Origin of the sequence: Streptomyces sp. NBC_00988, assembly GCF_045162645.1 — a bacterium.
Lineage (GTDB): Bacteria > Actinomycetota > Actinomycetes > Streptomycetales > Streptomycetaceae > Streptomyces.
In genome coordinates, this window is sequence record NZ_CP108730.1 from 6,110,993 (window position 1) to 6,134,273 (window position 23,281).

Consider the following 23,281-nt stretch of genomic DNA (forward strand, 5'->3'; position numbering starts at 1 on the left):
TGCTTCCCGCCCCCTCCCGGCGGGACTAGTCTCAACCGAGGGTGACTCCGTTGAATCAGCAACTCCTGGCCAAGACCTTCGTCGAGCTGGCCGACAACCTGGTCGCCGACTTCGACCTCATCGACTTCCTGCGCCTGCTCACCGACCGCTGCGTGAGCATGCTCGACGCGAGCGCCGCCGGCGTACTGCTCGCCGACCACGACGGCAAACTGCGCGTCATGGCCGCCTCCGACGAACAGGTACGCCTGCTGGAACTCTTCCAGCTCCAGAGCGACGAAGGCCCCTGCCTGGAGGCCTTCCGGACCGGCACACAGGTGATCGTCCCCGACCTGACCCGGGAGGTCGACCGCTGGCCGCGTTTCGTCACCGCGGCCCACCGCGGCGGATTCGGAGCGGTCCAGGCCCTGCCGATGCGTCTGCGGGAGGAGACCGTCGGAGCCCTGAACCTCTTCCGCGCCACTCCCGGCTCCTTCGACCCGGTCGGCACGCCCATCGCCCAGGCCCTGGCCGACGTGGCCACCATCAGCCTGCTGCAACAACGCTCCAGCCATCGCAGCACCGTCCTCAACGAGCAGCTGCAGAACGCGCTGAACAGCCGCATCCTGATCGAACAGGCCAAGGGAAAACTCGCCGAACGTCAGAACGTCGACATGGAACGGGCCTTCACCACACTGCGCGGCTACGCCCGCGCCCACAACCGGCGCCTGTCCGACGTGGCCCGCGCCTTCATCGACGGCTCCGAACCGCTCCCCGGCCTGGCGGCCTGACCGCCCCACGCCCAGAGCGGTGACGCCGCCCGTGGACTCTGGACGTCGTCACGATGCCTTCCTCGGATCGTGGGTGTCGGCCATCATCTGGTGGCGCAGGCGTGCGCAGGTGCGGATGATCAGGCGGGAGACGTACATCTGGGAGATGCCGAGTTGCAGGGCGATGCGGCTCTGTGTCATCTCGCAGAAGAACCTCATGTAGAGGATGTGCCGTTCGCGTTCGGGCAGGGCCCGCAGCAAGGGACGGAGTGCCGCGCGGTTGACGATCCGGTCGAAGCCGGGCTCCATGTCGCCGAGGGTCTCGGTCAGCGGGTTGCTCTGCTCGCCGCGGCCGGGCACGGCGTCCAGGGACAGGGCGGCGAAGCTCGTCGGCGCGCCCCGGCCCAGCCGTACCTCCGCCTCGGTCAGACCGGTGTGCGCGGCGATCTCCGGGACGGAGGGTTCGCGGCCGCCCGGCGCACCGCACTCCTGAGCGGCGAAGCGGGCCTGGATGCGTAAGTCCTGTACGTGTCGCGGCACGTGCACGATCCAGAGGCTGTCGCGGAAGTGCCGTTTCACCTCGCCGAGGATCGTCGGTATGGCATAGCTCGGGAAGGCGGTGCCGAGACTCGGGTCGAACCGGAACACGGCTTTGACCAGGCCGAGTTGGGCGACCTGTTTGAGGTCGTCGAAGGTCTCGCCGCGATGCCGGAAGCGCCGGGCCAGCCGCACGGCCATCGGCATCCAGGCGCACACCACCTCCTGGCGCAGCGCGGACCTCTCCGGACCCTCCGGGAGGGTGGCGATACGGCGGAACGTGGCGTCGGTGTCCGGGGCGTCGTCGTAGGTGCGGGTGCTGCGGCGGCTCTGCGTGCGGGGGTACGGCATGGGCGCGTGTCTCCCTGATCGGTGGAGTCGCTCACCGTGGGAGTCGGCAGACCTCAGCACACGGGGAAGCAGCGAGAACCGCTCCCACGGGCGTGCCTCCGGTCCGAAGCACACCGGACGGCTTCCCGCACAGTCCGCTCTCAAACAGGCGGCAGCGGACGCCCGGTGGAGCCCGCGTGGCTTCTGGTGGAAGGCCCGCGCTGCCGGGTACCGCGGGGACCCCGATCGTCAACGGGCAATGTGGAATGGGTCGTTGGGCGATTCCTGTGGGCGGGCAATCGCGTGGTCGGTACCTCTGCGGGTACGCAGTCGGCATGAGACACCTCCGCGGTATCGACGCACGGCTCCTCGCGCGCGTCGCCTCGGGCCACCATGGTCACCCGGCTGCGGATCGACGGAATGGGCGACGACGAGGACTACACCCATGACGGCGAGGTGAGCCCGGCCGTCGACACACTCCACCTCGACAAAGCGACCCGTGCGCTCACGGTCTACCTGCCACCACCGCGGTGACTTGGGGGAGGGGCCGGGCCGGTGTTTGAGGTCCACGAGGTGGGCTACCCAACAGAGGCGTCCAACGGCCGTGCCGGACGAAGGCACCGGTGAGTTGAGTTCACAGCTCCCGGTGCCGCTGGCCTGCTGGGGATACAGACCCTTCACCGCCGGTCTTCCGTATGAAGGCGCCGAAGCGCCCGGCGCAGTTCCTGTCGTACGGGTGCCGGAAGCGTCTCGTCGTTCGCCGTGGCGACCAGTGCCGCGGCAACGTCCCGGAGTTTGACGTTGCAGTGCTGCGACACCTCCACCAGCAGGCCCCAGGCCCTGTGACTGGAACACGGTGCCAGGGCCATCACCATGCCGCGTGCCTGGTCGATCACCGCACGACTTATCAGCGCCCGCTCCAACTGTTCATTCCTGGCTCGTAGTTGGAGGATCTCGATGGCCGGCGCCTCGTCCTCCGTCGACGTCGCAGCCGTCGGCAGAGGCTGTTCTTCGCGGGGCGTGGTCAGTTGGTGCATGGTGCGTACCTCACAACGCAGTCCTCACAACGCAGTCGTCGTGCCCATGAGTCGTGCCCATGAGTCGTGCCCACGAACGGTCAGCGGCGGGCCAGTTGCCGTTCGCCGGCCGCACCGGGCCGGCAGGGCAGGCCGTAGTGCTTGAAGATCGCGTCCTGGACGGGGACGAAGAACGAGCGGTGCGGCGTGGGCAGTCCGGTCCATACCGTCGCCACGGCCGGCTCATCCGACGGTTGGTGCATCGCACCCTCGGTCTTCCGCATAGAGCCGCCGCAACGCGTGCCGCAGCGCGCGCCGCATCAGCCGCGAGAGCGGCTCACCCTCCCAGGCAGCGACCACGGCGGCTGCCACGTCCGGAAGTTGGGCATTGCACTGCCGCGCGACGTCCACCAGCAGGCTCCTGGCCGGCCCGCGGCGACAGGGAGCCAGGACCATCACCATGCCGCACGCCTGGTCAACGACCGTCCGGCCGGACAGCACGCGACGGAGCTGATCGTTCTCGGCGCGCAGCGCCACGACATCCTGGCCCGCCGGGTCCTGCTCCGCTGAGGCTTCGGCCCTCGGACTCCACCAGTCCTTCGGAAGGAAGGCTGTGCGGCGCATGGCATCTGCCTCTCCACGGTTTCCGCGCGTCCGGTGTGGCGAAAGCCGTCCCGGAACCTCTGGATGTCAGGCCGGTTCATCGCTCACCCACGGCGTTCACGGTCCCTGCGGTCCTCGCGCCTCCAGCGGGCCCGGTGCCGACGGCTGTAGCGGCGGTCCCAGCGGTCCTGCCGATCCCGGCGGTTCTCGTAGTCCCGGTACTCCCCGAGATCGGAACCGTCACCACGGATCCAGCCGCCACCACCGCGGCCGTGCCGGGTGGCAGCGAAGACCAACACGGCCGCGGCCACCCACCAAAGGGGATTGAGGAAGCCGAGGCCGAACAGGACCACGATCGGGATGAGAAGCAGAACGAACACGGCGGGCCTCCCCGGGTCGGAACAACGCGACACTGCCGGGGGCCGGGGCCTGTTCCAACAGCGTAGCTCTGCCCAGAGGGTGTGGACAGCGACCCGTGTAACGGTCTGCCACCTGGGAACGAATGGCCACTTGACGCCTGTCGCGGGAGTGCGGCGAGGGGCTACCGTGCGTGCTACGGCCCGAGCCCCCGGCAGCGTCGATCACTTCTCGCGCCCCTTCAGGGGCGCATCTCGCGCATCAGTGCCGGAACCCGTCCCGCCCCCACGGGCCGCTCCCACACCCGCCGTCGCCACCGGATCCCGGCGCGGCATCGATGCGCCCCGGGCGGGCACCTTTCCGTTGTCCGCCGCCTCGCACGCATACCACCGCAGGCGGCACCCATGTACGCCCTGATCCTTCCGGCCTCAACCCCCTTCGTCCTCCTCGCCACCGTGCTGGGCCTGTCCTGGTGGGAGGACCGCATCCTGCCGACACCAGAGCCGGTCGAAGCCCTCATCGAGGATCTGTTGGCCCCAGCGGCCCCTGCCCAGCTCTCTGAACTCCCCCGTATCGAGACCGCGTTGACACGGGAAGTCGCCGGGCGTTGACTGACAGCACGGTGTAGGACCGTGCCGCTCCGGATCGTTCGGGCGGCATTCCACCTCCCCGCTTCGCCCGGCCCCCGCGGAACTCAGGAACTTCCCGCGATCCGGAGGCCCGGCAATGATCCTGTGGATCCTTCTCTTTCTGCTGATCCTGGTGGTGTTCGGGCTCGGCTTCACCACGCAGGCCCTGTGGTGGGTCGCCGCCGTACTCCTGGTCGTCTGGATCTTCAGCTTCGCGAGGCGCGGGCGCGGCGGAGGCAGGCGTCGCGGAGGCAGGCGGTACGGCCGCGGTCGCGGGTAGTCCACACCAGCGCGCTCTCCCGCCCGCAGGAGCCCATCCAGCACCAGAGCAGAGGACAGCCATGAGCATCGGACAGACCATCAAGTACCGGACCCAGGCGTTCAAGGGCCGGGTCACGGAACGCATCGGCCGCACCACCCGCAACAGGCGACTGCAGCGGCACGGCAGGACCGACCGGATCTCCGGAAACCTGAAGCAAGTCGGCGACAAGGCCAAGAACGCCTTCAAGCGCTGACCGGCAGTGCCCCGGGCGGCGCCGTCATCGACCACGAGAGCTCAGTGGGCCGACCGTCGCCGCGCGGACCACAAGACCTTCATCGGCTCGGCGGTGTCGGCTGCGGCGGCACGAGTGCCGCCCCTCCACGGGCCGTAGCCTCCGCCTCCGCGACATGTGCCCATCGGCCGACGGGACGCAACAGTTGTCCCAGTGCGCGGTAGAAGCGGTCCGGCAGGAACGCGGCGTCCGCGATGATCATCGCGCCGGAGAAGAGCGGCAGCCCCATGAGGACGGCGATGCCCAGATGCATCCCCAACAGCATGGTCAGGACAGGGTATTTGAGCCGTCCGAACAGGACGAACGGGAAGGCGACCTGCACCAGCACGGTCACGTAGCAGGCGACGGCGATCAGCACGTCGTGCTCGTCCGCCAGGAGCGAGAGCTCGGGCCAGGGCCGGAACAGGTCGAGGTTCAGGACGTAGTGGAGGGCGGTGCCGTTGCCCCAGGAGCCGCCCTGCACCTTGTAGAGGCCCGCGGATCCGTAGAGGAAGCAGACCTGGGCCGCGATGACGAACATGCCGCAGTTGTGGAGTACTGCCGTCAAGGTCCGGCGGGACATGGCCAGTTGATGCCGGAGGCCGTCTGCTCCTGAGTCTGTCGAGCCGCTCTCCCCCTTCCCCGCGGAGGCCCGGCGACGGGTTCTGCGCGCGTCCAGGGACCAGCGTCGGCCGCACGCGGTGAGGGTGAGGTAGATCGCCATCAGGAGGATGAGGTTGTCTCCTCCGTCGGTCATGAAGATCGCCCTGGCGTGGAACGACGCCACCATGACCGCGAACACCACGGACACCACCCGGGTCCGCCAGCCCAGCAGGAACAGCGCGGACGTGACGAGGGCCAGGGCGTAGCAGGTCTCGAAGTAGGGCCGGCTGTCGGACAGGGTGAGGATGCTGGCCCACCCGGTCTGGTCGAACAGCTGCCTGGCCAGCTCGGGTGTCCACGGTGACCCGGGCCCCCAGATCTCGTCGCGGTGCGGGAACTCGCGCAGCAGGAAGACGAGGTAGAGGAATCCGTAGCCGATGCGCAGAACGGCCGCGGCGTAGAGGGAGAGGGGCCGCTCGGTCAGGACGGTGAGGAACGCACCGACCCGCTCCGGTCCGCGGCGCGGCGAGCCCGCGTCCGCCCCGTCGGGGATACGTGGGATACCTCGGTGCGGAGCGAGTGCCTGCTCAGTTTCCATGGGAGGTCACCTTCCACCAGGGCAGATACCGCGTTTCGACGGACTTCGGCGCGGCAGCGGACGAACCGGGGCCGGGCCCCTCGGCCGGCGCGGCGATGGGCACGGTGATCACTCGCAGCTGAACGGACTCGAAGGTGCCGCCGCGGTGGTCGGTGATGCGGTCCGCCGCGATGTCGGTCAGGTACTTCTGCATCATCAGCGCCCGCTCCGAGCGGGGCCGGTCGTCACCGCCATGGGTTTCGAGGTACGAACTCCAGGCCCGCCGCAGCATGTTCTGCGCGGTGTGGCTCGGGAAGACGTCGTGCCTCACCGCCGAGTTGTCGACGCCGCTCAGATCGAACCAGCCGCTCACGCGCACCCTGCCGTCCGGGGCGGTGTGCATGGTCCGTGCCGAGATCTGCCGGTTGACCGACTCCGGATCCGGCGCGAAGAGCCGCCAGTTCTGCTCGAACAGGGGGAAGACCCACGCGTCGACCTGGCGGCTGTACTGCCGGGAGAGGGGGTTCGGGGGCGCCACGTGCAGAAACACGAGGAGTACGTGGACCAGGGCGGTCGCCAGACACAGGGCCACAGCCGCGCTCGTTCCCGCCTTCAGGAGGAGAAGCGGAGGCTTCGAAGGCCCTTGGCGGGAAACGGTTGTCCCGCCCCGATCCCGGCTCCGGTCCGGTTCGTCGACGTCCACCGTTTCGATGCCGCTCGGCACGTCCCCACCCGGGCTTTCCGTCCTGGCTTCTCTCACTGTCTCTCCTGAGATTTCGCCAACGGCGCGCGACGGAATCGACTGCGATCCGTCGCGCGCCGCTCGTCCTGCTCGCTCATGGGGAGCTGGAGCTAGGCAGACTTCTTGTGGTGACCTTCGTGATCGTTGCCATAGCCCTCGGGCTTGGCGGGCTTGCCGTGATCCTGGCCATAGCCGCCGTGCTCTTCGGGCTTGCCGCCGTGGTCGTGGCCGTTGGGCTTCCCACCGTGGTCATGGCCGCCGGGCTTGTGACCGTGATCGTGACCGTGATCGTGATGGCCGTTTCCACCGGTCGAGCCGCCCGTCGAGCCGCCTGTCGCACCACCGTTCGTACCTGCCGTGGTAGCGCCCGTCGTACCGCTCGTAGTAGCGCCCGCGATGACACCACCCAGCACGCCGCCGGTGGTTCCACCCGACGTCAGGACACCGCCGAGAAGACCGCCGGTTCCGCCACCCGTCGGCACGCCGCCGATGACGCCGACCGTGGTGCTTCCCGTCGTGCCCGCTGTGGCGCCGCCCGACGTGGCACCGGCCACCACACCACCCGTGATCAGACCACCGGTGGTTCCGCCCGCGGCACACGTACCGCGGTTGATCGTGTTGTTGTCCAGCGTCACGGCACCGGTGCGGGCCAGCGCCCGGCCGGCGATGGTCGTTCCCGTCGTGACGGTGATCGACTCCTGGGCCATGATGGTGCCCACGAACGTGGAGTTGGTGCCGAGGGTGGCCGAACTGCCGATCTGCCAGTACACGTTGCACGGCGAGGCACCGTTGACGAGCGACACGTTGCTGCCGGACGCCGTTGTCAGGGTCGAACCGATCTGGAAGACCCACACGGCATTGGGGTCACCGTGTGCGTCGAGCGTGAGCGTGCCGGTGATGCCCGCGGAGATGGGTGCCTTGTAGACGCCCGGGTCCAGCGTCCTGCCACCGAGCTCCACGGGGTCGGGAGCGGTGGGGTAGGTGACGTCCGGCGCCTGTCCGGCGGCGTTGTTGTACCCCGTGACCAGGTCGCTCTTGGCCTGGAGCGCCACCGCGTCGGCGGAGTGCTGGGCCCCGATCACGGTGCCGGGCGGGAATCCGGTGATGGCCGTTCCCGGTGACACTCCGAGATCACCGGTGATCGACGAGGGCCCGGTGTTGGTGACTTGTGAACCGGCCAGTACGGCGAAGCTGGTCGCCGTACCGAGAGGTACGGGTGTGGCAACGGCACTTGCGCTTGTCGGTGTCATCGCGAGCACGACAGCGGCGATCACCACGGCCGTCAGCGCCGCGAGCCAGACCGACATGGTGCGCCGCAGCGGGGCGTCAGGGATATTCAGCGTCATCGAGGGGCCAACTCCTGTCAGGGGATGGTGCCTGTTTGGTGGTTCTCGGGCGCGGGGAATCTCCTGTTATCTGTCGCTGGCATATTACGCAGGAATAGAATCGAGTCACGATCCATTCGAGTGAATTCACTGGAATCGGCGATCAATTCGCGAAATGCATAGAAATACTTAATGGGCCGAACGGCCTCGATCCCTTGTCCGGGCAGACAAGGGAAAACGGGCATCCGTACGAGATCACGGCTCTCGCATGTCCGAGCCGCGCGGACCGCAGTAATATTGACTGCGGGTTGGTTCACTCTCACGTGCAACCACCCGGAAGGGCGACTCCGGCGTGTATACGCCGGAGTCGTTGGAGCACCGTCGGCGCGGGAGACTTAGTACTCGCCTCGCAAATAGAGTTCGCGGATGAGGAAGATGTCGCCGCTGCCGATGATTACGCCCGGCAGGGTTCCACACGACTACTCGCACCGACCCCCGCTCGGCTCAGGAGGGAGAGGACGTGACCCAGGCAGCCGACGTCCGTGAGTGGCGCAACCACGATGTCGTCGACCCGAAAGGGCGCAAGACCGGCATCCTCGAAGCGATTTATGTGGACACCGTCACCGACGAACCGGCCGTGGCCACCGTCCGGACCGGTCTGCCCACCCGTCGGCGCCTGGTTTTCGTCCCCCTCGACGAAGCGATCCTCGGGCCGGGCCACCTCAAGGTCTCGTACGCGAAGAGCCTGGTGCGGAAGGCTCCTTCGATCGGCACGGACGACATCCTGCCCGCCGAACAGGAAGAGGCGATTTTCCAGCACTACGGCATGACCTACGAGCCGGGCGCCGGAGGCGAACGGCAACTCGCCCGCCGCTGAGCGACCGAGTCGGGCCCAAGGGAGGTGTTCGAGTCGTGGTGCTCTTCCTGCTACTGGTCCTCGTGGCCGTCGTCCTGGGAATCATCGGCACGGCAGCCGAGGGCCTGGGCTATCTGCTGGCCATCGGCATCGTGGTCCTGGTGGCCGACGTGGCCTTCGCCGCCGTACGGCTGTCCCGGCGCAGTCGGCGTCCCCTCCGCTGACGAACACGCACCGCAACCCCAGAACGGGGCACCGGATCCCGCGATGCAGCGCGCACCGCAGGCGCCCGCACCGAACCCGGTCGAACGCCGCGTGAGCCTGGCGCCGGCGGCCCCGATCGCCGGCACGGCCCGGAACTGGTTCCCCAGGACAATCGGGACAAGCTCGCCCTCCGCCTCCAACAGACCCTGACCACCCCATCGCTCCCACGCCTCTTCCGTCGGCGATGAACAGCGTGCTGACGACGGGCTACCTCGCCGACAGCCACCTGGGCGACCGAACGCATCGAGCCGGGCTCCGGCTCGGCCAGGCCGTACCCGTGTCCTGGCCGCCGCCTTGCCCGGCGGCGCCGCCGGGGGAGGCGAGCAGTGATCCTCACCGGCCCCGCGATCAGCGCTGCCCTCCAGACCGGCGAGAGCACGATCGATCCCTACGATCCCGACCGCCTCTCCCCGAATGCCTACGACTGGAGGCTCGGCGACAGGCTCCGCGTCTGCGCCGGTGACCTGGACACCGCCGCCCTCACCGCGTTCGTCGAACAGCCCATCCCGGTAACGGGCTTGGTGCTGAAGCCGGGGGTTCTCTCCCTCGGCGTAACGCTGGAGAAGACCGGTTCCGAGACGTACGCGCAGATACTCAACGGCGACCGCACCATCGGCGCACTCGGCCTCTGGGTCCACGTCTCCGCCCCGCTCGGACACCAAGGCCACGCCATCCGCCGGACGTTGGAGATCCGCGCCGCCAAGCCCGTCCGGGTCTATCCGGGCATGACCTTCGGCAAGCTCGTCTTCCTCACCGCCTACGGCACGCCGGCCGGCTACCAACAGCAGCTCTCCAAGTACGCGGCGACCGACGGCATCGACATCTCCCGACGGCGGCTCGCCGAATCCTTCGGTCGACTGGTGACTCGGCCGCTGAACGACCCCGGTACGGTGCGGAAGTTGGCGGCCTACACGCCACGTACGCCCGTGTTGCCGCCGGCGTCCGCCTATTTCCTTCACCGGCTTCTGCATACCGCGGCTGCTGAGCATGATGGTTCGGCGCCGGTTCGGTATCCGACCGGTGGGCAGGGCGATGAGCACGAGGGCGAGGGGGAGAGACATGACTGAAGAGACCGGTGGTGGTGTCGTCGTCTACTGGCGGCCCATGTGTCCGTACTGCATGAGACTGCTCGCCCAACTCCGGTTCACCAAGCTGGAGTTCAGCAAGGTGAACATCTGGCGGGACCCCGACGCGGCTACGTTCGTCCGCTCCGTCGCGGACGGGAACGAGACTGTGCCGACGGTGACCGTGGCGGGGCGGGCGATGGTGAATCCGTCGAAGGGGGAGTTGCTGGAGGCGGTGGCGGCTTATGCGCCGCATCTGTTGGCGGGGAGGGAGAGCGGCTGACCGTCCGGCTCCTACGGCGTCCTCGGTTCGTCCGGCGTCGAGGAAACCCGGGTCGCGAGTTGGGCGTCGGACACTCGTTTCACGTCGGCGAACCGGTCGTCCTGGCGAGTTCCGGCTGCCAAGTCGCTCAGGGCGTACGCCGTGTACGTGAACCCGTCCGTCGTGTGGAACCGCGCTCCCCAATTGCCGAGGGTCACCGCGCTCACACGCGACCAGGGCAGGCGTTGGGTGCCCCAGGGGTTCACCATGACGATCATGTCCGTCGTGAGTTCCAGACGTACGCGCAGCAGCAGCCACCAGGCGAAGAGGGCGAAGACCAGGGCGACGGCGGTCGCTATGCCGGCGGCGTCCACGTTCTCCCTGTCCGGGTGGGAGAGAACACCCCACCAGGTGGACAGCGCCCCGCACGCCGGGCCGACGGCCAGCAGGTAGCCCCCGAGCCGGCCGGACCGGCCGACCCGCCAGACGCCTATGACGCCGTCTCGTACATCGTCCACGGTACGAATGATGCCCGCCCGGGGGCAGGGTCGTCGCCCTGCCTTCGGCCAGGCAACCGTTCCGCGGAGCTGGACGCGACGCCTCGTGTCGCCGGCTCAACCCCATTTGCGGCTGGGCTACTTGGGTGGGGCGAGCGGGTTCCGGTCCGGGGTCGGTGGGGTGTTCCACCAGGCCGGTGGGGGTGGGATCGGGGTCCAGTCGGGGCCTCGGTGGGTCTGCCACCAGGTTTCCATCGTGCGGAGCTTCTTCTCGAAGTGGCGGTCCCAGGACAGGAATCCGGTGGTGGGAGCCCGGAGTTCGGTGCTTCGGCCGTTCGCCTCGTGGAGGACGATCGACTTGACGCCCGCGGTGGACTGGACCTGGATGGCCTGGATGTCGGCCCAGGGGATGGTTCGGCGGCGCACGTTGTGGACCACTGCCGCGGACGGGGTGAGGGTGATCCCGAGGCGGGAGGGGAGGAGGTTGCCCAGCACCAGCAGGACGGCCCAGAACGCCACCACACCAGGGACTCCGCCCGGTGGTGGCATCTCCGTCCCGGCCGTGGTGAAAAGGACCACGGTCATAACGGCCATGGGCAGGAGGGGAGTTATCCGTTGCCACACCGCCATGCGGATGCGCACCTCGGCCGGCGATGGTCTCCCACTCGGCGAACTGTCCACCACTGCCACCCCGTTGTCCGGTCGATCCGTTGTCCGGTCGATCCGTTGCACTGTTGTCCCGCTGTCCGGTGCGGTGATCCATTGTCGCCGTTGTCGCTGTGTTTGTCGTTGAAGAAGTTTCCCGGGACGTGACAACCTCCGTGGCCCGTAACCCCGTTCCTCTGGCATGAAGTACTTCTCACCGCGCGCCGCGCCGGTGCCGGGTGGAGGTGGCCTGTGATCCGGACGCCGGTCTGGCAGGACGTCTCCGATGCCGGTGATGCCGGTGATGCCCGTGGTGATGGGCTCGACTTCGACGACTTCGCTCGTAGTCGGCAGGCGCATCTGCGGCGTACGGCCCATCTGCTGTGCGGGGACTGGCACTTGGCCGAGGACCTGACGCAGACGGCGTTGGCGAAGCTGTACGCGGTGTGGCGTCGGGTGCGGCAGTTGGAGTCGCCGGACGGGTACGCGCGGCGGGTGCTGTACCGGACGTTCATCGACGAGACCCGGCGGCGGCGCTGGTGGGAGCGGACGGGGGCGGGAGCGGACCAGGCGGAAGTAGTGGCGCCGGCTTCCGATCCGGATCTGCGGCTGACCCTGCTCGACGCTCTACGGCAACTGCCGCCGCGTGGGCGGGCGGTGCTGGTGCTGCGGTTCTGGGAGGACCAGAGCGTGGAGGCCACGGCGGCGGCGCTGGGGTGCAGCGTCGGCACGGTGAAGAGCCAGACCTCCCGGGGTCTTGGCACCCTGCGCACCATCCTGGCCGACTCCGGCAAGGACTTCGGCAAGGACCTCGGACATGGCGGCACGGGAACGGGAACCGGCTATCTGCGGGCGGAGTGGTGAGCATGAGCGGGAAGGCCGGTGACGACTTCACGGATCAGACGGACCAGACGGACGGGACGGGCCAGACAGACCGGACGGGTCAGTACGCGTACGAGTCCGCGCTGGCCGATGCCCTGGGCGGGCTCGGTTCCGGAGTCGAACCGCCCATGCCCGACCTGGTGCCGGGCGCCGTCGTACGCGGTGCGCGGATCCGTCGGCGGCGGCGGGTCGGGGCGACGGTAAGTGCCGCCGTCATGGCCGGAGTTGTCGCCCTCGGCGGGCACGCGTTGCTCGCGCCCCGGCCGGAGAGCACGCCCAGGCTTCCCGCCGGGCAGCCGTCGGTCTGGTCCCCGTCACTGGAGCTGGTGCGGTCGATCCTCTCCGCCGGGAACGGCGCCGGCACGACCGTCTCGGCCGAGCAACCGCGCCAACCCCTGCGGCCCGGACGGTACTTCAGGATGACCGCCGCCGACGGCAGTGTGAACGACCTTTATGTGAGCGTCAGTCGGACCGCCACGGACCCGTCGTACGCCCACCCGACCCGGGCCTGCCTGGACAGCAACGGCCGGGTGCTCGCCTCCCCGTGGAACGGCCTGATCACCCGGTGCTCCCTGACCGAGCGCGGGTCGGGCAGCCTGTTGTTCTACTACGTGGCCGACAGATCTCTGGCCACCGGTGTCACCTATCTGACCCCGGGCGGATGGACGGTGCAGGTCATCGCGGGCACGCTCGACGAGACCGCCACCGGCCGGAGCGGCAGTGGTCCGCGCACGGGTCCGCTCACCCAACTCGCCACCGACCCCCGCATCTTCGACGCCGTGAAGGGGAGCGGCGGCGGCTGAACCGGGACGTCGCCGGCTGATTGAAACACCCCTCACCCACATCTTGATCAACTCACCCACACCTTGATCAACCCTGAAGGAGCACATGGCATGAGCATGCCTAAATTCGGCACGCCCAGAATACGTACGTCCGCCTTGGCCCTGACCCTCGGCCTACTGCCCCTCCTCGCCGCCTGCGGCGGCGGCTCGGACAGCAAGTCGGCTTCCAGCAACGGGAGTTCGGATTCGAGCGCGGCCACCACGACCGTCAACGGCGCCACCCAACTCACCGTCCCCGACGGCGTGGACGACGCGACGAAGAAGGAGTACATCCAGGAGAACGCCGTCGCGGTCTGCATGAAGAAACAGGGCTTCACCTACACCCCGCACGTGCAGACCTCGCCCGCGGCCGACCCGTTCGCCGCGGTCGACGGGGAGGACTACGCGCGGGCGAAGCAGTTCCGGCAGAAGTACGGCTTCGGGTACTACGCCGGCGCCGTCTACCCGAACGACCCCGACGTCCCTTTCAGCAAAGCCGCGTCGGCCAAGCGGTCCACGCCCCAGGACCAGGACGAGGACGGTCTGACCGACGCCCAGAAGAAGGCGTACGACATCGCGCTGTCCGGTCCCCCGGCCAAGACCAAGGCCGAGGAGAAGCCCGGCGGGTGCTCGGAGACGGGGCGGGTCGCGGCGCACGGGCCGGCGCTCAGCGCGGCGGCCGAGAAGAACGCGGAGAAGGCCCGCGACGACCAGAACCACGCCAACGGCCTCGCGCTCAACGGTGATTCGCAACTCGTCCAGCTCGCCCAGAAGTTCGCGGCCTGCCTGACCGGTCAGGGCATCTCGGTCAGCACCACCCAGCCGACCGACATGGTCTCCATGGTCCGCCTCGACATCTCCCGCCAACTGCCGGAGAACTTCATGTCGTTGAGCAAGGACGACGCGCTGCCGCTCCTCAACAAGGACATCGGCATCGCCCTCAAGGACCTGGAGTGCGGCAAGAAGTTCCGCGCCGCCTACTTCCCCAAGGAGAAGGCCAAGCCCTACTACGGGGAGAACGGATGAGCCGCCCGCAGGATCACGCGACCAGCCGAATCGGCAGCGGTCGTAGGCGACTTGGGGTCGTTGTCTCGGCGGTCGTGCTGGTCGGGGCGGGTGGGTGGTTCGCCGGTACGCAGGTGCAGTCGCCCGCGGACGCCGCCGCCTCGCACCAGGCGCCGAAGGCCGGGCCGGTGACCGTCGCGGTCGTACGGCAGTCGCTCACCGCGAGTGTGGTGGCGACCGGGTCGGTCGAGTTCGCGTCACCGCGGCCGTTGTCGCTGGCCGGGCCGGTCGGCAGCGGGGCGTCCGCCGGTACGGAGGGCATCGAGCAGCGGGTCACCAAGGCGCCAGTAGCCGGTACGAAGATCAAGGAGGGCGACGTCCTGATGACGGTCAACGGCCGTCCGGTGTTCGCGCTCGGCGGTTCCGTACCGATGTACCGCGCGTTGGGGCCCGGCACTTCGGGCGACGATGTGACACAGCTTCAGAAGGCTTTGAAGCGGCTCGGGTTCGACCCGGGCGGCACCAGCGGGACGTACGGGCAGGGGACCGCCACCGCCGTCGCCGACTGGTACAAGAGCGAGGGGTACGACGCCCAGGAGCCGAGCCCCACCGATCAGCAGCAGCTCGGCTCGCTCGAACAGGCCGTCTCCGCCGCGCAGGAGACGCTCCTCACCACCAACAGCGGTGCCGGAGACGTCAGTTCAAGTGAGACCGGGTCGTCCAGCACCCCCAGCCCTCAGTCCAGCACGGACAAGCAGGTCCACGAGATCCAGGTCAAGTCCGCCCAGAAAGCACTGGACTTGGCGAACGACGCGCTCAGCGGCTTCAAGGCCACCTACGGTACGAAGGTCCCGGCCGGCGAGGTCGTCTTCCTGCCGAAGCTGCCCGCGCGGCTGGACAAGGTGAGCGTCAAGACGGGCGACACCCCGTCCGCCCAGATCGGCACGGTGACCAGCTCCGACGTGGTGGTGCAGGCGGCCGTCCCCGGTACCGACGCCCAGCTCCTGCGCCACGGCATGACCGCCCGACTGACCACGGCGGACGGCAGGTCGGCGCAGGGCACGGTGGACGTCGTAGCGGACGGTTCCGATTCCTCAGCGGCCACGGACTCCGCCGCTACGGCCCCCTCCACCACCGACGACACGAACTCCGCCTCCGACTCCACCGCCGCCGTCCAGGTACGGATCACCGTCCCGGACCCCGGTCCGCTCGCCGGTGAGGCCGAGGCCGCCGTGAAGGTGACCATCAAGGTCGGCGCCTCGGACGGCAAGGTGCTGACCGTGCCGATGGCCGCGATCCACACCTCGTCCGACGGACGGGCCCGGGTCAAGGTCGAGCGCGGCGCCACCGTGACCGACGTCCACGTGACCGTCGGGCTCTCCGCCGCCGGGATCGTCGAAGTCAAGCCGGTCGGGGGCGCGTTGAAGGCCGGCGAGAGGGTGGTGGTGGGCGAGTGACCGACACCGTGGTCGATGCCGTGGTCGATACCGTCATTCAACTCACCGGCGTGGCGCGGACTTTCCCCTCCGATCCGCCCGTGCACGCCCTGCGCGACGTCCACTTGACCGTACGGCGTGGCGAACACCTGGCCGTCGTCGGACCGTCCGGTTCGGGGAAGTCGACGCTGCTCAACACGCTCGGGCTGCTGGACCGGCCCACGGCGGGGTCGTATCTGCTGGACGGGGTGGAGACCACCGGGCTCGGCGATCTCGAACGAACTTCCCTGCGGGGAAGCCGCATCGGGTTCGTGTTCCAGTCCTTCCACCTGTTGCCGTACCGGACCGTCGACGAGAACGTGATGCTGGCCGAGGCGTACCGCAGACCGCGGCCCGAACGCGGGCGCGGCGGGCGGCTCGCGCGGGCCCATCAGGCGCTGGAGCAGGTGGGGTTGGGGCACCGGGTGGGTTTCCGGCCCGACCGGTTGTCCGGCGGTGAACGTCAACGGGTCGCCATCGCGCGGGCGTTGCTCAGCGACCCGGCGCTGCTGCTCTGCGACGAGCCGACCGGCAACCTGGACACCGAGAACACCCTGTCCGTGCTGGAGCTCTTCGACGACCTGTGTGCCCAGGGCATGACCCTGGTCGTGATCACCCACGACGAGGCGGTCAGCCGTCGGGCGGGGCGGTGCGTCCGCATCACCGACGGGCGCCTGGCCGAGGAGGCCAAGTGAGCCTCGTAGAGAGGGAGTTGGAGGGTGCGGCGCGGGTCGAGCGGCCCTGGATGGATCCCCGGGACCTGTGGACGGAGGCCCTCGCGGGGGTTCTCGCGCGGCCGGTGCGGTCCGCGCTGACCACGCTCGGCACGGTCCTCGGGATCACCACGCTCGTCATCACCATCGGGGTCGCGTCCACCGCGGGCAACCAGATCGTCGGCCGTTTCGACGCGCTCACCGCGACCTCGGTGACCGTGACCGTGCCGGAACCGCTGCCCGGTGCGGAGGACGCCGGGCCGTTGGTGCCGTGGTCGGGGACCGATGCCGTGGCGCGGCTGGCGGGGGTGGAGTCGGTGGCGGCGCTCGCCGACTCCGACGCGACCGACAGCGTGCTGGTGCGGGCCGACGACGTGACCGCGCCCGGCGATCTGTCCGGCCAGACCCTCGCCGTCGTCGCCGCCTCGGCGGGCCTGCCCGCGGCCGTGCACGGGCGGATGACCGCGGGACGGTTCTACGACGCCGGGGACATCGCCCGGCGCGACCACGTCGTCGTGCTCGGCGACCAGGCGGCCCAACTCCTCGGTGTCAAAAGGGTGGAGGACGCGCCGGCGGTCTTCTTCCGCGGGCAGTCGTACACCGTCATCGGCATCCTCGGCGGGATCCGGCGCGAGGCGCGGCTGTCCACCGCGGTGATGGTGCCGCCCACCACCGCGGCCGACCGGATCGGGCTGCGGAACATCACCCGCGTGCTGGTCAACACGGCGCTGGGCGCGGCCAAGCAGGTCGCGCGGCAGGCACCGATCGCGCTCGCGCCCGGGCACCAGGACTCGCTCGCCGTCGTGGCACCACCCGACCTCTCCAAGGCCCGCGCCGGCGTCCAGAACGACGCCAACAGCCTCTTCCTCGTCCTCGGCCTCGTCTCCCTCGTGGTCGGCGCGATCGGCATCGCCAACGTGACCCTGGTGACGGTGATGGAACGGGTCGGCGAGATCGGGCTACGGCGCTCCCTGGGCGCGTCACGACGGCAGGTGGCCGGACAGTTCCTGCTGGAGTCGACAACCATCGGGCTGCTGGGGGGAGTTGTGGGCGCGGCCCTGGGCATCGCGGTCGTGGTGTGCGTCGCCGTGTTCAAGGAGTGGACGCCGGTGCTCGATCTCCGGCTCGCGCTGGGTGCGCCGCTCGCCGGTGCCCTCGTCGGACTCCTCGCGGGGCTGTATCCGTCACTGCGTGCCGCCCGCATGGAGCCGGTGGACGCGCTGCGCGCGCCGTCGTAGCAACACAGCGGATGTGGTCGAGGAAGTCGGGTTCGGCGTTGTCGTTCATCACGGTCTCGGAACCGATCACCGTACCGCCGCCGTTGTCGCGCACGGCGGCGGCGAAGTAGATCGTGGACACGCCGACGGACGTGGCGAACTCGACGACCCTCGTCGCGGCGATCGCCCGGCAGAGCAGATGGATGAGGTCGCCCTGATCGGCGTGGACCGAGAATCCGATGCCGCCAGGCGGACCAGTCCCTCTGAGTTCGCTCTGAATTCGGCTCGTTCTCGCCGTCGAATTTCCGCCGGTGGCAAAGCGGGGGAATGAAGGTCACCAATTAAGACCCAATGCGTCGCGTTATCTAAGATTGCACGACGCGAATAACCCACACCACCAGGAAACTTCTGCGTGACCTGTGAAAAGGGGTCTCCTTTCTCCTTTCGCTTCACAGATCGGGGCAGGACAGTGGCGCCCGGCAGCCCTGACAGACCTCGATCGAAGGAGCTCACTTTCATGGACAGGCGTAGGTTCATGGCCGGTACCGCGACCGCGACGGCCGGAGCCCTGGCGGTGTTCGGCAGCGCGACCCCCAGCTCGGCGAACGAGGCGAACGGGACGGGTTCGACGGATTCCACCGGGGACCATGTGAAGGGCCTCACCGCCATCACCCAGGTCTTCGGCGCCGGGCAGAAGCTCGTCGCGGTGGCCGTCGAGTACGACCGGGACATCGACGGCCGGACGCTGTCGACCTCGACGTTCACCGTCACCGACCGCACGGTCACGAAGGTCTACACGAACCGCACCGCCGACCTCACGGAGCGGGCACGGGACGGCCGTTACGTCATCGTCGAGCTGTCGCCGGACGACACGGCGGCGGCCCTGTGGGTGACGGGGCAGGGCTCCGGCACCCCGCCCGCCGGCGGCGGGACCGGCGGGACCGGTGACTCCGGCGGCGGGGTCGGCGCGGGCGGCCCGCAGGTCGGCGACACCACCCCCGGCGGCACGATCGTCGCCGCGAAGGCCACGCTCACCCAGGCCGGCACGGTCACCACCACGCGCGGCAGGCAGTACGCCGCGAGTACTACGGGGCTGACGACCGACGCGGTGAAGAACCTGATCGTCGACGACTTCCAGCAGTTCACCTTCGACGACCCGGCGACCGGTCAGACCCTGAAGTACAACCTGTTCGTCCCCCAGCACTACGACCCGCGCAAGAGCTACCCGCTGGTGCTGTTCATGCACGACGCGAGCGTGGTCAACGTCGCGACCGAGGGCCCGCTCGTGCAGGGCCTGGGCGCGGTGTGCTGGGCGAGCCCGGAGGACCAGGCCCGGCACGAGGCCTTCGTGCTCGCGCCCGAGTACGGCGCGGTGGTGATCGACGACAACTACGAGCCGTCGACCCTCTTCGACGCCACCGCCAACCTCGTCGAGTCCGTCACGCGGCAGTACAGCATCGACCGGAACCGCCGTTATACGACCGGGCAGTCGATGGGCGCGATGATGTCCCTCGGTCTGAACATCAGGTACCCCGACCTGTTCGCGGCGGCGTTCATCGTGGCCGGGCAGTGGCCGGAGGCGCAGGCGGTACCGCTCGCGAAGAAGAACCTGTGGATCCTCGTCTCGGCCGACGACACCAAGGCGTACCCGGGCGAGCAGGCCATCACCGAGGTCATCCAGGAACAGGGCACGAAGGTCAGCACCGCGCTCTGGGACGGGCAGTCCACCGCCGCCGAGTTCGGGGCGGACGTCCGCGGCATGAAGGCCCGGCGGACGCCGGTGAACTTCGCCGCGTTCGAGACCGGCACGACCGTACCGTCCGGCTCGACCACCAGCGCGCACATGGGTACCTGGCAGATCGCGTACACGATCCCCGGCATCCGGGACTGGATCATGCGGCAGTCGCTGTAGGCACCCGGGCACGGGTCCGGGTCACGGGGGCGGGTCTTCGGCGTGGCGCTCCGCGGCATAGAGTGCTGCGGCAGATCCGACAGAACCGGCGGAACCGGCCGCCCGCCCGTGGAGGTAGATCGCGATGGAGACCCCGCCGCAGCTCACCATGGGACGGCTGTTCTCCTCGTGGCAGGCGGACGTCCCCGCGCTGCTGGTCGTCGTACTCCTCGGCGGCCTGTACGGCTGGGGCGTCCTGCGCCTGCGGCGGCGCGGCGAGGCGTGGCCGGTGGCGCGGACCGCCGCGTTCGCACTGCTCGGCCTCGGCACGATCGTGGTCGCCACGATGTCGGCGCTCGCCGTGTACGACCGCGTGCTGTTCTGGCCGGCCGCCGTCCAGAACGTCCTCCTCGACCTGATCGCCCCGCTCGGCCTGGCCCTCGGCGATCCGCTGCGGCTGGCCCTGCGCGCCCTGCCCGAACGCGCGGCGGCTCGCGCGCAGGGGGCGATGACCGGCCGACTGTTCCGGCTGCTCACGTTCCCCCTGGTCAGTACGGCCCTCGTGCTCGCGACCGAGCTGACGATCTACTTCACGCCGTACTTCGAGACGGCCCTCGCCGACAACTGGCTGCACCAGCTGATGTATCTCCATCTGCTGCTCGCCGGGAGCCTGTTCGTGCTGCCGGTGCTCACCCGGGAGGAGGCGCTGCCCGCCTGGTGCACGCATCCGGTGCGGGCGGGGCTGGTCTTCGTCGACGGGATCATCGACGCGGTACCGGGGATCGTGGTGATGACCCACGGCACGCTGATCGCCGGGTCCTGGTACCTGAGCCACTCCCCGTCCTGGGCCCCCGACGTCCAGCACGACCAGCAGCTCGGCGGCGGCGCGATGGTCAGCATCGCGGAACTGGTCGCCCTCCCCTTCCTCCTCGCGATCCTGGTCCAGTGGGCCCGAACCGAACGCGCCGAGACGGTCGCACTGGACCGGCGCCTGGACACGGAACTGGAAGTGGTCCGGGCGACGCCCGCGAAGACGTCGACAGGAACGGCGACAGGGGCTGAAACGGTGACTTCTACTGAAGGGCCCGATCTCGTACGCCCCTGGTGGGAGACCGAGAACAGCGAGGTCGCGCAGCGCATCCGGGGTCAGCGGTAGCGACTCTCAGACCCGGCTGTCCAGACCGTCCAGGCTGTCCAACTCCCTTATGAGGCGGGCCCCTTCACGGGTCATGATCTCCGGGTCGCGCAGGGCGTTGGAGAGCAACGACATGCCCTGATAGGCGCCGACCAGGGTCAGGGCGAGGCCCTCGGGGTCGGCCGCCCCGAGCTGCCGGTACTGCTCCGCCACCCAGTCCACCAACCGCCGTATGACCTGGCCCGCGGCGAGATCGAGGCCGTCCTCGTAGCGCTTGTCCAGCTCTACGGCGAGCGTGCCCATGGGGCAGCCGTGGCGGGCCGCGGTGTCCTTCTGGTCGACCCAGCCGCCGATGAGGGCCTTGAGGCGTTCGCGCGGGTCGGGGAGCCGGTCGAGCTGTGCGGTCAGGGTCTCCAGGTTGCCGGTGTGCTCGGAGAGGGCCGCCTCGATCAGCTCGTCCTTGGTCTTGAAGTAGTAGTAGACGTTGCCCGTCGGGACGTCGGCAGCACGGGCGATGTCGGCGATGGTCGTGCGCTCCACGCCCTGCTCGTGCAGGACCCGGGCAGTGGCGGTCGTCAGACGCTGCCGTTTGCCCGCGGCGGCCGGCCGGGCGGGCTGGGCGGACCGGGAATCTTTTGAGTCAGTCACCTGACTAACTATAGACAACCGAGGGGGCGGTCGTGCTAGCTTCTTCTCGACGGAGTTAGTCAGCCAACTAACTCACACACGACGGGGGTAACGACATGATCGTGGTGACGGGTGCGACCGGGAACGTGGGCCGGACGCTGGTGCGGACACTCAGGACACTCACGGAGGACCAGGTCCCGGTGACGGCCGTGGCCCGGCACATCGGCGAGGCCCAAGTACCGCCCGGGGTCCGCGCGGTGGCCGCCGACCTGGCCGAACCCGACGGCCTGCGGGGCGCGTTCGAGGGGGCCGAGGCGCTGTTCCTGCTGGTGGCGGGCGAGCGGCCGTACGACATTCTGGACGTGGCCAAGTCCGCCGGTGTCCGCAAGGTGGTGCTGCTGTCCTCGCAGGGGGCCGGGACTCGTCCGGAGGCGTACGCCCATCCGCGCCAATTCGAGGCGGCCGTACGGGAGTCGGGGCTCGACTGGACGATCCTGCGGTCGGGCGGGCTGGACAGCAACGCGTTCGCCTGGGCCGAGTCGATCCGCGTGGGGCGTACGGCAGCGGCGCCCTTCGGGGACGTGGGCCTGCCGTTCGTGGACCCCGACGACGTGGCCGCGGTCGCTGCCGCCGTACTGCTCACCGACGCGAGCACGCACACCGGCGCGACCTACACCCTCACCGGCCCCGCGCCGACGACACCCCGCGCGCGGGCGGCGGCGATAGGGACCGCGCTCGGTGAGCCGGTGACGTTCGCGGAGCAAACCCGCGCGGAGGCCCATGAGTTGATGGCACGGTTCATGCCGCTGCCCGTGGTCGAGGGCACGTTGGCGCTGCTCGGCGAACCGACCGGGGAGGAGCAGCGCGTGAGTCCCGACGTCGAGCGGGTGCTGGGGCGAGCGCCGGGCGCGTTCGCGGGATGGGCCGAGCGGAACGTGGTGGCGTTCCGGTGACCGCCGCCGTCCGCTCGACCCGTGTCCTCGACTCGACCATGTCCTACCGGGAGGTGGGCACCGGGACGCCGATCGTGTTCCTGCACGGCAACCCGACCTCGTCGCACCTGTGGCGGAACGTCATGCCGGGCGTCGGTACCGGGCGGCTCCTGGCGCCCGACCTCATCGGCATGGGCGACTCGGGCAAGCCGGAGATCGCGTACTCCTTCGCCGACCATGCCCGGTACCTGGACGCCTGGTTCGAGGCGCTCGGGCTGCGGGACGTGGTGCTGGTCGGGCACGACTGGGGCGGTGCCCTGGCCTTCGACTGGGCCGCACGCCATCCGGACCGGGTGCGGGGCATCGCGTTCACCGAGACCATCGTCAGGCCGATGAGCTGGGCGGAATTCCCCGAAGGGGGGCGGGAGTTGTTCCGCGCGATCAAGACAGAGGGGGTCGGCGAGGCCATGATCCTCGACGAGAACGCCTTCATCGAGCAGGCACTCCCCGCCGCCTCCGCGACCCCGCTCGCCCCGGCCGATCTCGCCGTCTACCGCGAGCCGTACCCGACCCGGGAGAGCCGACGGCCCCTCCTGCGCTGGGCGCGCTCGATGCCGCTGGGCGGCGAACCCGCCGACGTCGTGACCAGGATCGAGGCCTACGACCGGTGGCTGACGGCCAGCCCGGAGGTACCCAAGCTGCTGCTCACGTTCGCGCCCGGGGCGGGGTCGATGATGGACGAGGACGCCATCGCCTGGTGCGCGGCGAACATCGCCGCCCTGGAGATCGAGCACTCGGACGCCGTCGCCGGCCATCACACGCCGGAGGACCAGCCCGAGTTGATCGCGGCCGCGCTATCGGGCTGGGTGGAGCGGCTCGGCCTCACGCACGGTCACAGAATGATCACGAGGTGAAACTCCCGGGTGAGCGCGTCGCGGAACAGCGACAGAATGTGACTCTCCGTATGTGCCGGGATCGCCCGACGACGTGGGACAGG

Annotated in this window: 30 protein-coding genes and 1 pseudogene; 20 read left to right on the forward strand and 11 right to left on the reverse strand. The window is 69.4% G+C overall.

All coding sequences use genetic code 11. The features are described from left to right. The first annotated feature begins 50 nt into the window (after positions 1-50). Entirely contained in the window at positions 51-767 is a 717-nt protein-coding gene (locus OG496_RS27930) for a GAF and ANTAR domain-containing protein (RefSeq protein WP_405972834.1), read from the forward strand. Between the two features lie 48 nt (positions 768-815). On the opposite strand, the gene OG496_RS27935 is transcribed toward OG496_RS27930, so the two are convergent. Then, positions 816-1,634, reverse strand: coding sequence for a SigB/SigF/SigG family RNA polymerase sigma factor (locus tag OG496_RS27935; RefSeq protein WP_405972835.1), 819 nt, complete (start codon positions 1,632-1,634; stop codon positions 816-818). A gap of 372 nt (positions 1,635-2,006) precedes the next feature. Between OG496_RS27935 and OG496_RS27940 the strand changes: the two genes are divergently transcribed. Further along, a complete protein-coding gene (locus tag OG496_RS27940) occupies positions 2,007-2,147 on the forward strand; it encodes a hypothetical protein (protein ID WP_405972836.1) in 141 nt (46 codons plus the stop codon). A 143-nt stretch (positions 2,148-2,290) separates the two neighbouring features. On the opposite strand, the gene OG496_RS27945 is transcribed toward OG496_RS27940, so the two are convergent. From OG496_RS27945 to OG496_RS27960, 4 genes are all read right to left on the reverse strand, one after another. Beyond that, positions 2,291-2,650 (reverse strand): ANTAR domain-containing protein, encoded by a 360-nt coding sequence (locus tag OG496_RS27945; RefSeq protein WP_405972837.1) that lies wholly within the window; start codon positions 2,648-2,650, stop codon positions 2,291-2,293. 80 nt (positions 2,651-2,730) lie between these two features. After that, positions 2,731-2,865 (reverse strand): hypothetical protein, encoded by a 135-nt coding sequence (locus tag OG496_RS27950; protein WP_405972838.1) that lies wholly within the window; start codon positions 2,863-2,865, stop codon positions 2,731-2,733. 7 nt (positions 2,866-2,872) lie between these two features. Next, on the reverse strand, positions 2,873-3,253 hold the full coding sequence (locus OG496_RS27955; protein WP_405972839.1) for an ANTAR domain-containing protein: 381 nt from the start codon (positions 3,251-3,253) through the stop codon (positions 2,873-2,875). Between the two features lie 83 nt (positions 3,254-3,336). Next, the gene (locus OG496_RS27960; protein ID WP_405972840.1) at positions 3,337-3,612 is read right to left on the reverse strand and encodes a hypothetical protein; all 276 of its coding nucleotides are present in this window, start codon (positions 3,610-3,612) and stop codon (positions 3,337-3,339) included. Positions 3,613-3,993: 381 nt separating this feature from the next. Between OG496_RS27960 and OG496_RS27965 the strand changes: the two genes are divergently transcribed. From OG496_RS27965 to OG496_RS27975, 3 genes are all read left to right on the forward strand, one after another. Next, positions 3,994-4,200 carry a hypothetical protein gene (locus tag OG496_RS27965; protein WP_405972841.1) on the forward strand — a complete coding sequence of 69 codons (207 nt, stop codon included), beginning with the start codon at positions 3,994-3,996 and terminating at the stop codon, positions 4,198-4,200. Between the two features lie 115 nt (positions 4,201-4,315). Continuing rightward, positions 4,316-4,498 (forward strand): hydrophobic protein, encoded by a 183-nt coding sequence (locus tag OG496_RS27970; RefSeq protein ID WP_405972842.1) that lies wholly within the window; start codon positions 4,316-4,318, stop codon positions 4,496-4,498. 61 nt (positions 4,499-4,559) lie between these two features. Further along, entirely contained in the window at positions 4,560-4,733 is a 174-nt protein-coding gene (locus tag OG496_RS27975) for a CsbD family protein (protein ID WP_405972843.1), read from the forward strand. 79 nt (positions 4,734-4,812) lie between these two features. Here the strand turns inward: OG496_RS27975 and OG496_RS27980 are convergent, their stop codons facing one another. The 3 genes from OG496_RS27980 to OG496_RS27990 all read right to left on the reverse strand — a co-directional run bounded on the left by OG496_RS27980 (position 4,813) and on the right by OG496_RS27990 (position 8,019). Beyond that, a complete protein-coding gene (locus OG496_RS27980) occupies positions 4,813-5,952 on the reverse strand; it encodes an HTTM domain-containing protein (protein WP_405972844.1) in 1,140 nt (379 codons plus the stop codon). Then, positions 5,942-6,523: a DUF5819 family protein gene (locus tag OG496_RS27985; protein ID WP_405972845.1), complete on the reverse strand. Its 582-nt coding sequence runs from the start codon at positions 6,521-6,523 to the stop codon at positions 5,942-5,944. Before OG496_RS27985 ends, OG496_RS27980 begins: the two co-directional genes overlap by 11 nt. Before the next feature lie 260 nt (positions 6,524-6,783). Then, positions 6,784-8,019, reverse strand: coding sequence for an ice-binding family protein (locus OG496_RS27990; protein ID WP_405972846.1), 1,236 nt, complete (start codon positions 8,017-8,019; stop codon positions 6,784-6,786). A 499-nt stretch (positions 8,020-8,518) separates the two neighbouring features. Between OG496_RS27990 and OG496_RS27995 the strand changes: the two genes are divergently transcribed. From OG496_RS27995 to OG496_RS28010, 4 genes and pseudogenes are all read left to right on the forward strand, one after another. Further along, the gene (locus tag OG496_RS27995; protein WP_405972847.1) at positions 8,519-8,875 is read left to right on the forward strand and encodes a PRC-barrel domain-containing protein; all 357 of its coding nucleotides are present in this window, start codon (positions 8,519-8,521) and stop codon (positions 8,873-8,875) included. 35 nt (positions 8,876-8,910) lie between these two features. Next, the gene (locus OG496_RS28000) at positions 8,911-9,078 is read left to right on the forward strand and encodes a hypothetical protein (RefSeq protein WP_405972848.1); all 168 of its coding nucleotides are present in this window, start codon (positions 8,911-8,913) and stop codon (positions 9,076-9,078) included. Between the two features lie 366 nt (positions 9,079-9,444). Beyond that, positions 9,445-9,948, forward strand: a pseudogene (locus OG496_RS28005) (dCTP deaminase domain-containing protein); the annotation flags it as partial. Between the two features lie 229 nt (positions 9,949-10,177). Further along, on the forward strand, positions 10,178-10,465 hold the full coding sequence (locus OG496_RS28010; protein ID WP_366497730.1) for a glutaredoxin domain-containing protein: 288 nt from the start codon (positions 10,178-10,180) through the stop codon (positions 10,463-10,465). A gap of 11 nt (positions 10,466-10,476) precedes the next feature. Here the strand turns inward: OG496_RS28010 and OG496_RS28015 are convergent, their stop codons facing one another. Further along, positions 10,477-10,962, reverse strand: coding sequence for a hypothetical protein (locus OG496_RS28015; protein WP_405972849.1), 486 nt, complete (start codon positions 10,960-10,962; stop codon positions 10,477-10,479). A 117-nt stretch (positions 10,963-11,079) separates the two neighbouring features. Further along, positions 11,080-11,535: a hypothetical protein gene (locus OG496_RS28020; RefSeq protein ID WP_405972850.1), complete on the reverse strand. Its 456-nt coding sequence runs from the start codon at positions 11,533-11,535 to the stop codon at positions 11,080-11,082. A gap of 303 nt (positions 11,536-11,838) precedes the next feature. Here OG496_RS28020 and OG496_RS28025 point away from each other — a divergent pair, with 303 nt between their 5' ends. The 9 genes from OG496_RS28025 to OG496_RS28065 all read left to right on the forward strand — a co-directional run bounded on the left by OG496_RS28025 (position 11,839) and on the right by OG496_RS28065 (position 20,746). Continuing rightward, positions 11,839-12,450: a SigE family RNA polymerase sigma factor gene (locus OG496_RS28025; RefSeq protein WP_405972851.1), complete on the forward strand. Its 612-nt coding sequence runs from the start codon at positions 11,839-11,841 to the stop codon at positions 12,448-12,450. 2 nt (positions 12,451-12,452) lie between these two features. Next, a complete protein-coding gene (locus OG496_RS28030; protein ID WP_405972852.1) occupies positions 12,453-13,271 on the forward strand; it encodes a hypothetical protein in 819 nt (272 codons plus the stop codon). A gap of 135 nt (positions 13,272-13,406) precedes the next feature. Next, positions 13,407-14,315, forward strand: a complete 909-nt coding sequence (locus tag OG496_RS28035; protein ID WP_405972853.1) for a hypothetical protein — start codon at positions 13,407-13,409, stop codon at positions 14,313-14,315. Further along, complete coding sequence (locus tag OG496_RS28040) at positions 14,312-15,751, forward strand: peptidoglycan-binding protein (protein WP_405972854.1); 1,440 nt, start codon at positions 14,312-14,314, stop codon at positions 15,749-15,751. The genes OG496_RS28035 and OG496_RS28040 overlap by 4 nt, the downstream gene beginning before the upstream one ends. After that, positions 15,748-16,464 carry an ABC transporter ATP-binding protein gene (locus OG496_RS28045; RefSeq protein WP_405972855.1) on the forward strand — a complete coding sequence of 239 codons (717 nt, stop codon included), beginning with the start codon at positions 15,748-15,750 and terminating at the stop codon, positions 16,462-16,464. The genes OG496_RS28040 and OG496_RS28045 overlap by 4 nt, the downstream gene beginning before the upstream one ends. Beyond that, a complete protein-coding gene (locus OG496_RS28050; protein WP_405972856.1) occupies positions 16,461-17,720 on the forward strand; it encodes an ABC transporter permease in 1,260 nt (419 codons plus the stop codon). The genes OG496_RS28045 and OG496_RS28050 overlap by 4 nt, the downstream gene beginning before the upstream one ends. 13 nt (positions 17,721-17,733) lie before the next feature. Then, entirely contained in the window at positions 17,734-18,030 is a 297-nt protein-coding gene (locus tag OG496_RS28055) for a hypothetical protein (protein ID WP_405972857.1), read from the forward strand. Between the two features lie 186 nt (positions 18,031-18,216). Next, complete coding sequence (locus OG496_RS28060; RefSeq protein ID WP_405972858.1) at positions 18,217-19,611, forward strand: alpha/beta hydrolase-fold protein; 1,395 nt, start codon at positions 18,217-18,219, stop codon at positions 19,609-19,611. 124 nt (positions 19,612-19,735) lie between these two features. Next, positions 19,736-20,746 (forward strand): cytochrome c oxidase assembly protein, encoded by a 1,011-nt coding sequence (locus tag OG496_RS28065; RefSeq protein WP_405972859.1) that lies wholly within the window; start codon positions 19,736-19,738, stop codon positions 20,744-20,746. Positions 20,747-20,752: 6 nt separating this feature from the next. On the opposite strand, the gene OG496_RS28070 is transcribed toward OG496_RS28065, so the two are convergent. Continuing rightward, the gene (locus OG496_RS28070) at positions 20,753-21,373 is read right to left on the reverse strand and encodes a TetR/AcrR family transcriptional regulator (protein WP_405972860.1); all 621 of its coding nucleotides are present in this window, start codon (positions 21,371-21,373) and stop codon (positions 20,753-20,755) included. Positions 21,374-21,468: 95 nt separating this feature from the next. Here OG496_RS28070 and OG496_RS28075 point away from each other — a divergent pair, with 95 nt between their 5' ends. Further along, a complete protein-coding gene (locus OG496_RS28075) occupies positions 21,469-22,305 on the forward strand; it encodes an NAD(P)H-binding protein (protein WP_405972861.1) in 837 nt (278 codons plus the stop codon). Then, positions 22,302-23,198, forward strand: coding sequence for a haloalkane dehalogenase (locus OG496_RS28080; RefSeq protein WP_405972862.1), 897 nt, complete (start codon positions 22,302-22,304; stop codon positions 23,196-23,198). Before OG496_RS28075 ends, OG496_RS28080 begins: the two co-directional genes overlap by 4 nt. The last annotated feature ends 83 nt before the right edge of the window (positions 23,199-23,281 follow it).